General features: G+C 62.9%; 11 protein-coding genes. 9 read left to right on the forward strand and 2 right to left on the reverse strand.

Features of this window, described 5'->3' with window-relative positions; genetic code table 11:
- The first annotated feature begins 88 nt into the window (after window positions 1-88).
- The 5 genes from ACGYLX_RS16955 to ACGYLX_RS16975 all read left to right on the forward strand — a co-directional run bounded on the left by ACGYLX_RS16955 (window position 89) and on the right by ACGYLX_RS16975 (window position 6,578).
- Complete coding sequence (locus tag ACGYLX_RS16955; RefSeq protein WP_394450907.1) at window positions 89-4,351, forward strand: strawberry notch-like NTP hydrolase domain-containing protein; 4,263 nt, start codon at window positions 89-91, stop codon at window positions 4,349-4,351.
- A 121-nt stretch (window positions 4,352-4,472) separates the two neighbouring features.
- Complete coding sequence (locus ACGYLX_RS16960) at window positions 4,473-4,859, forward strand: DUF6878 family protein (protein WP_295039768.1); 387 nt, start codon at window positions 4,473-4,475, stop codon at window positions 4,857-4,859.
- Window position 4,860: 1 nt separating this feature from the next.
- Window positions 4,861-5,322 (forward strand): DUF6915 family protein, encoded by a 462-nt coding sequence (locus tag ACGYLX_RS16965; protein WP_394450910.1) that lies wholly within the window; start codon window positions 4,861-4,863, stop codon window positions 5,320-5,322.
- A 100-nt stretch (window positions 5,323-5,422) separates the two neighbouring features.
- Window positions 5,423-5,725, forward strand: a complete 303-nt coding sequence (locus tag ACGYLX_RS16970; RefSeq protein WP_394450912.1) for a hypothetical protein — start codon at window positions 5,423-5,425, stop codon at window positions 5,723-5,725.
- Window positions 5,726-5,849: 124 nt separating this feature from the next.
- Window positions 5,850-6,578 (forward strand): DUF736 family protein, encoded by a 729-nt coding sequence (locus ACGYLX_RS16975; protein WP_295039772.1) that lies wholly within the window; start codon window positions 5,850-5,852, stop codon window positions 6,576-6,578.
- Window positions 6,579-6,744: 166 nt separating this feature from the next.
- Here ACGYLX_RS16975 and ACGYLX_RS16980 read toward each other — a convergent pair whose 3' ends face one another.
- Both ACGYLX_RS16980 and ACGYLX_RS16985 read right to left on the reverse strand, forming a co-directional pair.
- Window positions 6,745-9,210 carry a S8 family peptidase gene (locus tag ACGYLX_RS16980; RefSeq protein WP_081536349.1) on the reverse strand — a complete coding sequence of 822 codons (2,466 nt, stop codon included), beginning with the start codon at window positions 9,208-9,210 and terminating at the stop codon, window positions 6,745-6,747.
- Window positions 9,116-10,198 carry an AAA family ATPase gene (locus ACGYLX_RS16985; protein WP_394450914.1) on the reverse strand — a complete coding sequence of 361 codons (1,083 nt, stop codon included), beginning with the start codon at window positions 10,196-10,198 and terminating at the stop codon, window positions 9,116-9,118. Before ACGYLX_RS16985 ends, ACGYLX_RS16980 begins: the two co-directional genes overlap by 95 nt.
- A gap of 687 nt (window positions 10,199-10,885) precedes the next feature.
- Here ACGYLX_RS16985 and ACGYLX_RS16990 point away from each other — a divergent pair.
- The 4 genes from ACGYLX_RS16990 (at window position 10,886) to ACGYLX_RS17005 (ending at window position 16,027) form a co-directional block, all read left to right on the forward strand.
- Window positions 10,886-11,815, forward strand: a complete 930-nt coding sequence (locus ACGYLX_RS16990) for a DUF2493 domain-containing protein (RefSeq protein ID WP_394450916.1) — start codon at window positions 10,886-10,888, stop codon at window positions 11,813-11,815.
- A gap of 537 nt (window positions 11,816-12,352) precedes the next feature.
- Window positions 12,353-12,559 (forward strand): hypothetical protein, encoded by a 207-nt coding sequence (locus tag ACGYLX_RS16995; protein ID WP_007120662.1) that lies wholly within the window; start codon window positions 12,353-12,355, stop codon window positions 12,557-12,559.
- 566 nt (window positions 12,560-13,125) lie between these two features.
- On the forward strand, window positions 13,126-13,707 hold the full coding sequence (locus ACGYLX_RS17000) for a transposase (RefSeq protein WP_260081235.1): 582 nt from the start codon (window positions 13,126-13,128) through the stop codon (window positions 13,705-13,707).
- Window positions 13,694-16,027, forward strand: coding sequence for a relaxase/mobilization nuclease domain-containing protein (locus ACGYLX_RS17005; RefSeq protein ID WP_394450918.1), 2,334 nt, complete (start codon window positions 13,694-13,696; stop codon window positions 16,025-16,027). The genes ACGYLX_RS17000 and ACGYLX_RS17005 overlap by 14 nt, the downstream gene beginning before the upstream one ends.
- Window positions 16,028-16,035 lie beyond the last annotated feature (8 nt).

Here is a 16,035-nt window from a genome sequence, read left to right on the forward strand (position 1 = left end):
TCAGCGCGGTCTGATCTCCTTCACCCTGAAAAGCGAAAGTGGGCTTTTTGTCCTTTGGAACTCAGACCCTGATCCAAAGGAAACCCCCATGTCCAAGCCCAAACTGGCAAACCCGGCTCTCTCAATCTCCGACGCTAACCTCACCTCTGCCCTCGCGCAGATCGGCACGGAGATCGACCAACAACCCCTGCGCAGTTCAGCGCTTGCGCGCATTATGCGCAAGACGTTTCTTGGCAGCGATGCCGGCGGTGCCTGGGACTGGCGCATGGCATATGACCTGATGCAGGCCGCGGCTGTTCAGGTGCTGCTGCGTGAGGACGGCGCGGCAGGTGACATCGCCGTTGCAAGGCTGCTTGCCTCGCGGCTCCTGACGGAAACCCGCCGCTCCGAGCAGCAGATCCGGCTGCAGCAGTTTTCCACGCCGCTGCCATTCGCGGCGCTGGTCTTGCGGGCCGCGGCGATCCGCAAGGGCGAGACGGTGCTGGAGCCGTCGGCGGGCACCGGTGCCCAGGCTGCTTTCGCCGCCCGGGCCGGTGCCACGCTTTTGCTCAATGAAATCGACCCCTTTCGCCAGCGCCTCCTGCGCGCGGTTTTCGGCGGCGAGGTCACAGGCCATGACGGCGAGCATATCGATGATCTGCTGCAGACGCCCGTTCTGCCCGACGTCGTGGTGATGAATCCGCCCTTCGCCTCCTCGGTCGATCGCTCCCGAGACAAGCACATCGCCGCCAAACATCTTATCGCGGCTGCAAAGCGTCTGGCACCCGGCGGGCGGCTGGTGGCGATCATGCCGCCGGGATTCACGCCCGAACGCGATGCCGCGCATTGGTCCCGCGCCTGCGGTCTCCTGACGCCGCGCTTGGCGTTGACGATGCCGGGGCAGGTCTACCGCAAGCTCGGCACCTCTGTCGAAACCCAGCTGATGGTCTTCGACAAGGTGCAGGAGGACTGCGAAATGATCCGCGTCCCTGTGCGGGATCTGGATGAAGCCCATCCTTTTGTCGACGCCGTGGCCGCAACCCGGCCCGAGATGCGTCCCGCCCAACGGGCTGAAGCGACCCCTCATGCTCGGCCGACCGTTCCATCCTCTGCTCCGCGCAAGACCGCCGCTGCACCTGTCGCCGCCTCCAAACCTCGGGTCAAGGCCGTCCGCCCGCTCAGCTTCACGAGCCTTGAGACCCCGCGCGACAACAAGCCTATCTCGGACATTTATGCGCGCTACCGTCCGCAGCGGATCGAGATCGCGGGTGCGCAGGAACATCCCACGCCGCTGGTCGAGAGCATCGCCATGGCCTCGGTTGCCCCGCCCATGCCCTCAAACACGGGCAGTGATGACTTGCGCCTGCCCACACGGTTGATCGAGGAGGGAGATCTCTCCGAGGCGCAGCTCGAGACCATCATCATGGCGCATGATGCCCATGGGCGCGATCTGCCCGGTCGGTTTACCATCGATGACGACCAGACCAAGCTGACGCGCGCCGATGATGACCCAGACGCACGGGCCTATCGCCTTGGGTACTTTCTCGGCGACGGCACCGGTTGCGGCAAGGGTCGCGAATGCGCGGGGCTCATTCTCGTGAACTGGCTTTCCGGGCGCAGGAAGGCGATTTGGGTCTCCAAATCCGCCACGCTCATCGAGGACGCCATCCGCGACTGGACCGATCTCGGCGGCTCGCCCGCCGACATCCAGCCGCTCTCCAAATGGAAACCGGACCAGCCCGTCCCTATGGGTGACGGTATCCTGTTCGTGACCTACGCCACGCTGCGGTCCGCGGGCAAATGCGGCACCACGCGACTGAGCCAGATCCTCGACTGGATGGGCGCAGACTTTGAAGGCGTCCTCGCTTTTGATGAGGCCCATGCCATGCAGAACGCGGCAGGGTCCGAGCAGGGCAGGGGGGGCAAACCCTCCCAGCAGGGCCTTGCTGGCCTGCGGCTGCAACTGGCAGCACCCCGCGCTCGCGTCTTCTACATCTCGGCCACGGGCGCCACGAGCGTGCACAACCTGGCCTATGCCGCGCGGCTGGGGCTCTGGGGGCAAGGCCCCGAATACCCCTTCCCGAGCCGCGAGAGTTTCGTCTCGGCGATGGAGGCAGGCGGTGTCGCTGCCATGGAGGTGGTCGCGCGCGATCTCAAGACGCTCGGGCTCTACACGGCCCGCGCCCTCAGCTTCGATGGCGTGGAATACGATGTCCTCGAACACGCGCTCACCCCGGCCCAGATCGAGATCTACGACGCTTATGCGGGCGCCTTTCGGACGATTCACCACAATCTCGAGGCAGCTCTGACTGCGACTGGCGTCAACGACGCCTCGGGCGAGACCAATGCGTCGGCCGCACGCGCCTCGGCCAAGTCCCGCTTCGAGAGCACGAAGCAGCGCTTCTTCAACCATCTCCTGATGGGCATGAAGGCTCCAAGCATCATCCACGCCATCAAGGACGATCTGGCGGCGGGCAAGGTTTGCGTCATCCAGGTTGTCTCGACAGGTGAGAGCCTGCTCAAACGCCGACTTGAGGCGATGGACCCGGAGGATGAACTCGTTGAGGGGGCCTTGACGCCGCGCGACAATGTTCTCGGCTATCTCGAGCAGACCTTTCCGATCCATGCGCAAAAGCTCGTGGAAATCGACGGCAATATGGTCGCGGAACCCTTGCGCGATGAGACCGGCGCGCTGGTCGTCTCGCGTGAAGCGCTCGCTTTGCGTGACGCGGCCATGATGGAGTTGGTGACGCTGGCCCCGATCCCCTCGGCGCTCGATCAGATCCTCTGGGCCTTTGGCGACGAGGCCGTGGCAGAAGTCACGGGCCGATCGATCCGGCCCCTCAAGGCCGAGGATGGCCATCTCTTCATCGAAAAGCGCAGCGCAAGCAGCAATTCCTCCGAGACCCAAGCCTTTATGGACGGCGAAAAGGATATCCTGATCTTCTCTGATGCAGGCGGCACGGGCCGATCCTATCACGCGGCGCAAACGGCCAAGAACCAGAAGCGGCGGCGGCATTATCTGCTGGAGCCCGGCTGGCGCGCCGATGCGGCCATCCAGGGACTGGGCCGCACGCATCGCTCGGCCCAGGTCAACGCGCCCTTCTTTCGGGTCTGCACCTCCGATGTGCATGGCGAGAAGCGCTTCACCTCGACGATCGCCAAACGCCTCGACCAGCTGGGGGCGCTCACCAAGGGCCAGCGCGAGACCGGCTCGCAGGGCATGTTCCGCGAGGAGGACAATCTCGAAAGCCCGATTGCGCGGGCGGCTTTGCGGGGATATTTTGCCGATCTCGCCGCCGGACGGGCCGAGGCGATGAGCTACGAGAGCTTCACCGATTGGACAGCCCTGCGGCTGATCGACAAGGACGGTGTGCTGCTCGAAGAGCTTCCCCCGATCCAGCGGTTTCTGAACCAGGTGCTGGCGCTGCCCATCCACATGCAGAACGCGCTCTTTGCCGAGTTCATGCGCCGGATCGCTGATCAGTCTGAGCGGGCGCGCGCGGCGGGCACGCTCGATCTCGGCGTGGAAACCCTACGCGGCGACAAGATAGAACAGGTCTCCACCGAGGATCTCTGGACCTGCCCGAAATCCGGCGCCGTGACGCGGATCATCGGACTTGAGGTGACGGACCCAGTCCACGTTCTTGGGGCCGAAGAGGCCCTATCGCGGAATCCGGATAAGCTGCCGATGGTCAATCGCGCCTCCGGCCGCGCGGCGCTCATCTCGGCGCGGCCCATGCAGATGTATGACGAGGACATCGTGACGCTGATGCGTAAGGCGGTGCGGCCCAACGGGTCGAGCTATCTCGAAGAGGCGCGGTTCGAGTCCTCCGCCTGGGAAGAGATCGACAGGCTCGAGTTCACCCGCCTTTGGGATGCCGAGGCTGCGTCCCTGCCAAAAACCACCACGACCAAGCTCTATCTGCTGACCGGGCTGCTCCTGCCGATCTGGAAGGACATTCCGACCACCAATGAGCGCATCTACCGGGTCACGCCCGACGGGGCGACCGCGATGATCGGGCGCACGCTCAGTGAGGAAGGGGCAGCGGCGCTGCGCGCCCGCTTCCTCGTGTCCAACCCCCAAACACCGCAGGAGATGCTGACCGCCGCCCTCGGCACCACCGCGCCTGTCGATCTGGGCCGGGGTCTGACCCTGACCCGTCGCCGTGTCGCAGGCGAGATGCGCCTCGAGCTGGGCGGCGCGGATCGGGGCATGATTGATGGCCTCAAGGCAATGGGGTGTTTCACTGAGATCATCGCCTTCCAGCTGCGGGTGTTCCTGCCGCATGGGGACGGGATCGACACGGGAAGCATTCTGGCCCGGATCGTGGGGCAGCGAGCCGCTAGAGCGGCAGAACAAGCCGCCTGAAAAGTCAAAGCGAGCTTCCGGTCGGGCGGCGTGGATCGGGATTTGGCCGATCTGCGCTTTCCGGGCGCGCGCTGACCAATGCCACGCCCGGCCCCCCAATTGCAGACAAGAGGACAGACCCATGACCAATCCCCAGATCGATTATGCCGCGATGGCGGCTCAGTGGCGCGCGGAGCGCGAAACCACCTTGAAGGCGACCCGAGCGGAGCTGCTCGCGCAACTACGTGCGCTTGGCATCAGCGGGGTCACTGCCGAATACGAAGGCTATGGCGACTCCGGCAATGTCGAGGATGTGACGGTGCAGCCTGCAGAGGTCCAACTGCCGGAGGCGCTTGCCACAGAGGTTGGCGATTTCGCCTGGTCGCTCGCCTATCACCATCACCCGGGGTTTGAAAATAACGAGGGCGGCTACGGCACGCTGACCTGGGACATAGCACTAGACAGCATCACCCTCGATCATGCCGACAGCTATGTCGAATGCTCGCACAGCTATGACGAGGGGCTGTGAGATGGCCCATCCGCTTCATCATGCTGAAAGCTCTGCCCGGAAATTCGGCGGCGTGCCGTCTGACTATCAGTCCATACATGACTGGTTCGATGCCTCGAAAGAGCACCTCGCGCTCTTCACGCACCGAGCCATGCGCCACCACGCTCAAGGCCTGTTCGAGGCGGAACGGGTTTTCGGCCTGACCCTGACCAATAGCGCGGGTCGAGAAATCCCCGTGCGCTGGATCGGCGAGCAGCATGTCCGTGAAGACTGTCAGGGCCGTATCCCGAGCATGGCGGACTGGCTGCGACGGATCCAGCCTGAGCCATGGATGGCCAATGGCCACATCGACCGGCATGTCGGCGATGAGCCCTGCGGCGACCCAAGGGTTGCCTGGGCATCTGAAGTCGCCGCCGGAAGAACGGTTCTTGGTCTGAAGGATTGGATGGCGGCGCACGCGACGCAAGCCACGCAAAGCGCCTGACAGGACCCGGCTTTTTGCCAATTGAATGCCGCACGGAAGCCCGGTTGGAAGATCGGGCTTCTTGCGTCGTTTCCCCACCATTCTACTTGAGGAGGATCACATGACACTCGATGACATCAAGGCGGCCGTCGATGCCGGGCAGACCGTGCACTGGGCCAATACCGGCTACGTTGTCCACAAGGACCGGCTCGGTCAGTACCTCATCACCTATGTCCCGAATGGTAGCTGCATCGGCCTGACCGACCGTGGTGGGCACCGGTTGAACGGCAAAGAGGCGGAGTTCTTCATCGCGCAATCGAAGGTCGCCGCAGAATATCCGGGCAACCAATCAAGACCAGACGGGCAGGGGAGGGGCGTAGCACCCGGAGGCGCGGGGGCATTCCCACTCGGACAGCAGCTCTGACCCGTGGGCGGGGCTGAAAGGAAAGCAGGCTTTCTGATTTGTGATCCCTCAAGGGGTCAAGAAAGCAATCCCGGATGCGCTGGCAAGGACGTCAGGCACCGGCCAATCCAAAAGGAACCATCCCATGTTCGCAGGAACCCTCACCCGCAATGTCGAGACCGCAGCCGCTCAGTACACCGGCATGATCCACGGGACGCGCTTTGACATCGCCATCCAGCTTGAAACCCGCTCGAAGATGTCCGAACGCAGCCCGGATTTTGACGTGACGGCAGTCAACAAATCAGGCCGCAAGGTGCGAATCGGCACGGCCTGGAACGAGACCGGCACGACCAGCGGCAATCCCTACATCTCGATGCAGATCGATGTCGGTTTGGGCCCGTTCCGCGTCAATGCCGTGCAGACGAAGGAAGCGCGCGCGGCCCAGAGCGGCGAATTCGAGATCATCCCGCTGGTCTCGAACGGCCTGATGAAATCCGGCTCGATCTCGGGCGAGCTCACCGCCATGGACGCTGACAACGCCTTCACCGGCTACATCGCCAATATGATGTTCGATCTGGAGTTCATGCTGATCGAGAACAGCTACAAGTCCGAGGAGACCCACCCAGACTACCGCATCGAGGTCAGCTCGCCCCGGGGCACGCCGATCCGCGTTGGCTCGGCGTGGATGGCCAAGAGCAGCCGCACGGGCAATGACTACCTTTCGCTGCTGATCAACACGCCCGATGGTGATCTGCGCGTGAACGCCGTGCAGAACGAAGAGCAGCGCGGCGGGCAGACTTTCTCGATCATCCCGTTCATCGACAGCGGTGAGCAGCCGCAGGATGCGGGCGCGGGGCTCTCGCTGGTCGCGTGACCTTGGTACGAGGCTTGAACATCTGAACTGCAAGGGGAGCCGTGGGTTCACGGTTCCCCTTTTGCTGTGCTTGCTTCAATAGAGCGATCGAACTGCCACTTCATATGGCGTTCCGGTGTAGATGAGACTGCTAGATCGGAAGTGCCGCGCGGAGTTTCGATTAAAGTCAGACTTGTACAACTGCTTGAGCGGCAATCAATGCGTCAACAGCAACTTGAACCTCGGCGTAGAGCTCGGTGTCCAACTCTGCTGCGTCGATTTCCACAATCAGTGCGTAGCGTACGGAAGGCAAACTCTCAGCGAGAAGCTTTTTCGACTTCCACCAACCGGTGACTGGGTGAACAGCCAGCAAGTTGCGCCGCGCCAGATCTGAAGCCCTGCATGTCAGCTGATCTATATGGAGCGACCCGACATGGCGCCGATTGCTACCGAAGTCCCAAAGATCATCTTCGTCGCTTGCAGGACCATCGGGCTGTTCGGCCGCTTTGCTGATCCGGGCCAGAAATTGGGCTTCGTTCTCGCCAGCGCGATTGAGTTGGAAACGCAAGTTGTGGGACGCGTAGCGATACCGAACGCCGCGCGAGGCTTCGGACGGGTTCGGAGCGATAAAGCTACTGAGTGCCACCCGCAAGGTCACATCGGCATTGCCGAGCGCGCGCAAAGCCTCAACGGGCCAGGGAAGGGCGAACAGCTTCATTTCATTGTGGACATCACCGCCGGTCTTCTCTGAAATCCCGTACGGCGTAATCGTATCTTCCACGATGAGGGTCAGCGCGTTCGACGCGCTGCGGCGGGCACGCGCCATGTCCGGCACACCATACCCATAGCGCTGAAAAAGGGGCGTGAAGTGACCCTTGTTTGGCTGGGCCGGCAGATGCGCACGCATCTGCTGCGTCCACCGCGCTGACGACACGTAGAGACCACGCACTGTCTCGGGCCAAAGCGTCGGATAGTCCGACCAGAGTTCCGTTACATCCTTCGCGGCAAGCGCGGTCGCCGCGCTGGTATCGAAGGTGAATGTGAAGGATCGGACTGGGTAATTGTGGTGAGTCGAAAGCAGCGATAACCATCCATGCCGCATTGGCGGTGGCATGGCACTTAGCGCCCAGTTTCCACCCTCAAGGACGACGTCCGGCTTGTTCGGCCAATGGGACGACCACGATGCAGTTCTCGAAGCTGGCGATAGATCGCCGAATGGTGCAAGCGCCTGGGCCGGCTCTCCGTCTGGCAGTACGGTCTTCTCTGTAAAGGCCCCAACAGACAGAACATTCCATGCCTGGGCCGGCGACTCGATTTCGTTGTCTTCGTGATCGCATCGGTCCAGGTAGTTTCCGGCACCAAAGGTGAAGTTGTCGGTATTCCCTGCGGAGACAAGCACCAAGCGTTGTTGTTTCACCTCACCTGAAACACCGGCGGCGAGCTGATCGACCTCCGTCGACCATGACGTCGGCGCGCCGTCATGCGGGGTGTCCTCACCCGTCGTCGTGGTCATGGTGAAGGTCCGGCGCCGGGGGCCGACCTGTTCTACTGTATTGATCGCCTGCCTGGTAACCGCGCCGAGGAGATGATGCGGGTTCATCCCTGCATCAGGCAGCAGCTTCACGGATTCCAGACGGTTCACGACAGAAACCGGATTCGCCTGGTGCAGTTTCGGCGTCAGGTCTCCAAAGAGCGCCAGTCCTCCCATCTGCGTGCCATGGCCCTTCACATCCTCCAGCCCCCAGGCCGGGTTGGCGGCATGTCGGTCATCCACGCTGAGCGCCGGCTGAATGAGAGGATGCGCGCGACTGACACCGGTATCCAAAAGCGTGACGTAGCTAGGATCGGGATTGTCAGTGTAGGTCGTACGACCCGCGAGTTCGTCGACCCACTGCGCCTGTTCTGCCACCGGCAAGCCGTCGAAAAAATCCGCTGTGATGGTGGGAGCAGCAAGGGCGCGCACGCCGCCTAGTCGGCGGACGGCTTGGGCGAGCTGATTGCGATCGGCCTCTACGATCACAACGATATCTTCGGGAAACTCCAGCCGATCTGCTCCCACGGTAACGCCATAGTTTGGTGCGGCTGCGACGAAACCTTCGGTCATTTGAGGCTCGAGCCAAACCTCCCAAACGGTCGCAACATCCGCTGCTGGAAATTTGCCTGAAGGGCTGCGCCAGAGGGCACGCAATCCCGCTTCCGTGATGGCAGCGACGCTCTGCACTAGATCCGCGTTCTTCGGACGGCCTGGGATGAATTCACCATCCTTTTCCCGGTCGGGTGTGTCTTCCGTCCGAAACTGCTCGACCTTCTTGCGCAGCTTTTCAATACCCTTGGCTGTCGCAAACACCGTCGCGCGCTCTTCGGTGCCACCGGGATCAGGGGTCTCGGCGACGCGAAGGAGAGTCAGGCCACTAGCGTCGAGGCTGCCTTTCTTCAGGCGCTCGTCGATACGCGAGCGTACTTCCAGATAGACGCCGGGAAGTTCGGCTGCTGGAATATCTGGCAGCGCGTCGATGGCCTGAAGCAATGCTTGGGCGTGCGCCGCGCGATTGGGGACATCACTTGGTCTTTTGGACCCGCCCCCGCCCTTTGCTTGGAACGGGCGAGGTTGGCCGAGATTGCGAAGGTGGAAGTGCCGAAGGTCTCGTGCCATTGTCATCGGTCCCTAGTTCTTGGAGCGACCGTCGGCGTTCGAGGGCATCAAGCAAATCCTGTGTCGCAATCTTGTCGGTATCATTCAGAACAGCACGTCGAGCGGCATCTTCCGCCGCTGCCACAACATCGGCCGTTGAGAGGCCTGTGGCAACGTCTATAACCCGTTTCCATCCCATGCGAGCGAGTGAGAAGCCGATCAAACGGCGTTCGAGCGCCTGCCGAATGGCAGGGCCATCGGGCATGACATATGGCAAAACAAGATCAAAGCGGCGCAGCACAGCGCGGTCAAGAATTCCCGGCAGGTTTGTAGTGGCAATGACGATCGAAGGCCCGGTATCCTCATCCAGGAATTGCAGGAACGAGTTCAGAACCCGCCGGGCCTCACCGACATCGTTCTCACCGCCCCGGGCCGCGGCCAAAGCGTCGATTTCGTCGAAGAGATAGATACCGCGCGTCGTCTTGACGGCATCGAATATCATCTTCAGCTTCTGCGCTGTTTCACCCATGAATTTTGTGATCAGTCCGTGGAGCATGACCGAAAAGAGAGGGTACTGCAGCTCACCGGCAAGCGCTGAAGCACTCAGGGTCTTGCCGGTTCCGGGAGGACCGGAGAGGAGAACGCGCCGCCGTGGCTTCAACCCTTTCGCCTCGAGCTTTTCGCGCATTCGTGTCTCTACAACGAGATGCGCGAGTTCGCTCTCAATCCTGTCTGGCAAGATGACATCGACGAGGCGCTCGGTCGGATAGGACGCGGCAAGGAACTCCGCCAGATCACCGCGGGGTGTTGCGATAGGAGTGATCGCAGGGGTTCGCTTCGAAGGCGGCTTCTGTCCCGCTTCGGCCCATTGTCGCAACTGTTCAGCCAGACGGGTATGTCCCTTCTGCTCTTCAGCCGCAGAGAGTTGCATCGCCAGATCGTAAAAACGATCAGCGTCCCCTTCTGCGTGGCTCTTGACGAGACCGATGAGTTGTTGGGCGGAAGCCAAGGTCGAGTTGCTCTTTCTGAATGATCATTTTCAATGATACTAAGGTCTTTTCTACATTCGAACCCCTCAGCAGACCAGACAATTTGCGCTGTTTGGAAGCAGAGTGTGTCGGTTTTGTGCTCTCGAGCATCGACTTGGATGCTTGCCTTGCGGCCTCCCCCGCTCGGCTTCGCGTGTCGCAGGGGAGAACGGCCCTTCGGTCCGTCGCGCATTCGGCCATGCGGCCTCACCGCGGCGTTGCACCTAGGCCCCCGGTTTGCCCGCCTCGCGAGCACCTCCCTCCCCGGCCGCTCCGCCGGATTGCGCTCTGGTCTGTTTTGCTTGAGAGCAAAACGATCCCGCCACTCCATCCGTCTCCCGCGTCCGGTCGGGCCGTTTGCCTGCTCGGGTCGGGCAAACCTACCGTCAAAACACACACACATGAGTGCGGAAGCATATCCTCCGGATGGCCCCCAAATCAGCCCGCGTCAAGGATCGCAAAACTTTTCGGCGAGGGCGGTACATATGGCTTGGGGCGATCCCGTGCGTGAGCGCGGGCCTGTGTCGGGTGCTGCGCTCGGAAAACTTTTGCGCCCGGCAAGCCGGCGGCTGCGCCGTCCCTGACCCGGGCAGATTCGGAAACCAGGCATTCGGCCATGCCCCCACACTCACGTGGAGGCCTTGGAACCGAACACTGGAGATAAGAACATGGCTTACGACACCGCAAACACCTACGAGACCATCGAGCTTTTCGGGCTGACCGAGAAGGACGCACAGCTGCCGATCCCGGAGGATCACGTTCTGACCGACCGCATCATCCGCGAGAGCTTCGAGGCTCTGCTCGGGCAGCTGCGCGGGACCGGGCTCGAAGCGGAAATCGAACCGCTGGCGCACGGGCTCGCGACGATCCTGCAGCGCCGCAAGGTGGCGCTCGGCAAGGAGGTCGACCGCACCGCTGACAAGATCGGCGCGCTCGCAAAATCCCACGATGGATCCGAGATCGCCGAGACCGCGCTCGAAGAGGCGCAGTCGCGCTTTCTGCAGCTGCGCGATATCGTCGGCGCAATCGAGGTGATGAGCGAGGCCGCAGCGGAATGCTACGAGGTCGAGACGGGCCACGCCTTCATCCCGGCAGCCGGATCGCGCGCAAGCACCCGGGCGCAAGAGACCGGGGCGGTCTTCGAGGCGCGGCAGCTCCTGGAGCAGCACGACCGCGAGACTGCCGAGAAGTCCAAAGTCGAGGGGGTGCCCCTGATCGTCTCGGGCGCCACCGACTGGACCGATGTCGATGTGATCTTCAATACGCTCGACAAGGTTCGCGAGCGGATCAAGCAGAACCGCAATCAGGAAATATTCCTCTGCCACAAGGGTGGCAAGCACGGGGCGGAGATGATTGCGGCGCGGTGGGCCCGGGCACGGGGTATCGCGCAGGCGCGCTTCGATCCGCGCTGGTCCGCTCACGGACGGGCGGCACCGTTCAAATGCAACGACGAAATGCTGGACGAAAAGTTCGCGGCGACGGGGGTTGTGCTCTTCGGCGGCAACGGGGTCGCGCTGAACCTCGGGCAGAAAGCGGAAGCGAAAGGCCTGACGGTCATGCGGGTTGCTGACCCGGCGAAGAAGACTGCGCAAGATTGAAGAGAGGGGGTCGCGCTTGGCGCGGCCCTTTCGTCATGTCTCATGGCGCGTGCGATCGGTCACACTTGATCGGCAGCTCACGGCGTCCAGCACCGTCATCCTTCTACCCAGCCCGTCAGAGTTCGGCCCATCCGCATCGGTACGGGCTGGGGATGGTGCGCACCTCGCAAATCGTCAGCAGCGCAAGACCGAGGGGTCGAAACGTCGCACATGAGGCTGAAGACCTGCACAACCCTCGGGGGGGTGTTTCGGAACATCGCAGCCACGCGGGCGGGCTCCATCAGCACCCCGGCCAGGATCGGCGGAACTAGGACGCGGAAGGTGGCTGCGGCGTGATGGCAGGGGTCATCCGGATCACTCCTTTTTGCTCATAGATGTGGATCGCACGGGGTCGGCCCAATCGTGCCCTCAGCTCACGCTTCGGCAAGCACAAATACGGCTTCCACGGCGGAGCCGCGGACCCTCCGCATTTGCGCTTGCGACCGGGCCTCTTGCCCCCGTGCTGGCAGATCCCCATCGCAACAAGGAGTAACCCAAATGACCAACCACTACGTCGCCACCGTCCCCGTCAAGTTCACCGACACCGATGGCCAGGAGCGCACCCGTTTTCAGCGCGTGGGCGCGATGTTCCGCAACACCCGCAACGGGGACGGCTCGGAGTTCTTCAGCCTCAAGCTCGACTTCCCAGTCGCGGTCTCGGAGCTGGTGATGTTCCCGCCGAGCGCGAAAGATCCCCAGGATTAAATCCTTTGAAGAGGATGGGCCGCCCCAGGACGATCTTGGGGCGGCCTGATCCCTGTTCCAGGGATGCCGTCACCGGCGTAGGTGATCGCCGATAGCGACTTCCTATTGGTGCCGGTCGCTGCGCGTTCAAGGGGCGCACTCCCCCCCGGGATGATCAGGCCGCGACAGACCGGCCAGTCAGCCTCAAGGGGGCCATCCACAAAAACCTATCGGCCAGGGCCTCCCGGTTTTTGCGGCAGAGATTTGGCGGAGCCAAATCTGGCCCTCCTTGACCCTGCCTGTCCGCCCTGTCGGTGGGGTTTGCGCCCGCCCGCGGTTCCGTCCGAACACATGCGTGTTCGGTCAGACCCTCGGGCGGTGTTGGGGAAGGGGACCCAATGGACAGGTGGGTCGCCCGGTGGTGAGGGCAGCAGAGCCGCGTCCCTGCGGGCCGCGGCGTGAAGCGGACACCAAGGCTGCCTGAGTCTGAATGCAACGTAAGTATATAATTGACAGATAGATATATTATCGTATGGTAGGGGCAGCCTTGGTGGAAGGTGGCAGGAAATAGGGGGTCTTTCTTCCGCATGTCCCGAACAAAACGCCTGACAGAGACCGAGAAGATGCAGATCGTCCGCGAGGCCGCGGAAGGTGTGTCGACGTCTGAGCTGGCCGAGCGCTTCGAGGTCACATCGCGGGCCGTGCGCTATGTCCTCAAAGCTGATGCCGAGCGCCAGGCGGATGCCGCGATCCCGGTTTCCGCGGTCAGCGTGAAGGTCACGGCTGCGGAGCTTGCAGCCTTGGATGCGGTGCTGGCGACAGCCGGGATCGAGAGCCGGGCCGAGGGGCTGCGGCGGCTCATCCAGGCGGCAGGCGGGGTGTTCGTTCCGGACGTGCAGATGGCAGTAGAGATGGCGCGCTACCGCGCCTCTCTGCACGAGGTTGGCAATGGCGTCGCGCAGATCGCCAAGCAGATGGCGCAGGCCAACCGGCAGGGGCAGGGCGCTGGCCCGGAGTTCACGGAATTGCGCCTTGCCCAGATGCGCGGGTTGGCGCGGTTCATCCTGGATTCCGCTGACGAGATCGACCTTCTCCTGCGCCGCCGTCGGGACGCCATGCAGCTGCAGGCCACGGCCGCGCTGAGGGAGTTTGCCCATGCGGCCGAATGATGCTGTCGACGCTGTTACCGGGGAGGTGTTCCGGGATGGCTGGAGCCGCGTCCGGGGCTCGATGCAGGGGCTGCATGTCGCCAAGCAGAAACAGCTCATGCGCGCGGCAGCTGGGCACAGGCCAGCCGTCTTCAAGGCGATCCGGGGCGGGGGCACGCATACAAAATCGCAGCTCGCAAACCAGCTCGATTACCTGACCACCAAGTCCACCCATATCGTGGATTCGTGTGGGTTCTTGGATGGCAAGGTGAAGCTCGAGGCGGTTGAAATCAAGGATCTGACCGAGCGCTTTGCCAAGCGGTGGGATGCAGGCTTCAAACCCAAGCTGGGCCAGACCACACACATGCTCATGTCTTTCCCCATCGGCACGCGGGGTGAGGATGTGCGCGACATCGCGACGGATGTGGCCGAGCGGTTCTTCCAGAGTGACGCGGGGCATTTCGACTACATCATCGCGGTGCATGAAGACCGCGATCACCCGCATGCGCATCTGGTGCTGAACCGCCGCTCGCAAGAAGGCGAGTTCTTTTTCCTCGGGCGCAACCATCGCTTCAACTATGACGATTTCCGCCTTGCCATGGTCGAGGAGGCGGAGAAGTACGGCGTGCGCCTGGAGGCCACGCGCCGGGTGGATCGCGGGGTTGTGCATTACCCGGCCCCCACCCGCGAAGTTTATGCCGCGAAGGAAGAGGGGCGCGCACCCCGCGAGCGAGAACGCGTAGGGCAGGACCTGACGCGGACGCTGGCGGAGATCGCCAATACCAGAACTGTCTACCACTCGCTTGCCGCAGAGGCCTCCCGGGAAGCCCGGGAAGACATCGCCGCAGCCCTCTTCCGCGCGGGCGAGGTGCTGGCGCGTGGCGGGCAGGTGGACCGAACAGGAGATGTGTACATGGCCGAGGATCAAAGTTTCGAGGATCTAAGAAGCCTCTATGCGGAGAAGCTCGCGCGGGTACAGGGCATGATCGCCGAGAAGGCGGACGCGGAACGCCCCCTACTGGAAAAACGCCTCATCGAGATCCAGACGCAGGTCCAGCACATGCAGCCGCTCGGTTTGCGTTCGAGCACGTTGTCTGAGGCTCCGTCGGAAGGCGGGATCTATTCCGAGGCCAATATCGACGCCAGCCGGCTAGACAGTCTGGCCGAGCCGGACTTGCGGTCGCGCATTGACGCGGCCCTGCGCGGCACGGGGATCAGCACATCGGAAGTGGTGGCCCGGATCGAGACGGGCGCCTCAAATGCAGCGCTCGAACATCAATGGATCGCCGATGATCTCTCGAAGGTGGCCGAGGCGTGCGATCTGAACCTCGAACGCCGCGCCGACCTGGAACAGGCGCGCGACATTCTCAACGATGTGCATGTCGAACTTGGGACGCTGCTGGAACGGGAGAACGTGCTGCGCCGGGATGGTGTTATGGAAGCGGAAGCGGTCAGCGAGCGGTTCCATTATCACGAGGACGCGGTTCGGGCGATGGAAGGGACAATCCGTCAGGAGATGCGCGCCGAGGGTCTGACAACGCAGCAGATCGAGGACCGGGTCTGGGAGGTGGCCTCCAAGGCGGAGCGCCGGATCGAAACAGAGCAGCGCGCATATCTCGAGGCACATCCGGATCTGCTCGCACGTCCTGGCGATGTGATCGACCGGTCTGAGCCCTACAGGGAGACCATCACCGATGCGGCCCGCGCCAGTGAGATCACCCGTGAAGTCGACCGCATCATGGAGGGACGCGACCTCCGCACGTCCGTTGCGGATGCTGTCGCAGATGACTTGCACGTGCGCTATCCGGACATGCCGTCCCACCTCGCCCGTGGGCTCGGCGCGACCTATGCGGCCGTCGTCGAGATACGGGACACGGAGGCCATCAATCAGGTCCGCCGCGACAACGAGTTGCGCGAGGGGCTTGGGTCTGCCAAGCGCGACGACCTCCTCGCAGCCCGCGGTGAAACGGCGCCGCAGACTGACCGTGCCAACCGTTTTGCAGACGAGATTGCGCGTGTCCTGGAGCATGAGCGGGCGGGGGAGTTGTCCGCGCCCTTCGAGACCGAGGCGGAGCGGGACGCCTTCCGGGGCGAGATAGCGCGGGTGCTGGATGACCGCCAATTGGGCCGCCTCACATCCGGCGATGCCGATGCGCTGGACAAGGTTCTCGAGGACCGTCTCGACCGGCTCTATGTCGCCAAGGTCTACCTGCAATCCGATGCGGCGACGGCCAACACCGAGGCCTTGCGCCAGGTGGTCGATGAACTTGCCGACGCCGAGTATGAAAAACACCGCGCGACAGACATGGATGGCGAGACCGAGCGGGGCCAGGTCCATTGAGCGCCGCC

It is taken from the genome of Sulfitobacter sp. 1A13496 (genome assembly GCF_043557225.1).
In the GTDB taxonomy this organism is placed as follows: domain Bacteria; phylum Pseudomonadota; class Alphaproteobacteria; order Rhodobacterales; family Rhodobacteraceae; genus Sulfitobacter; species Sulfitobacter faviae.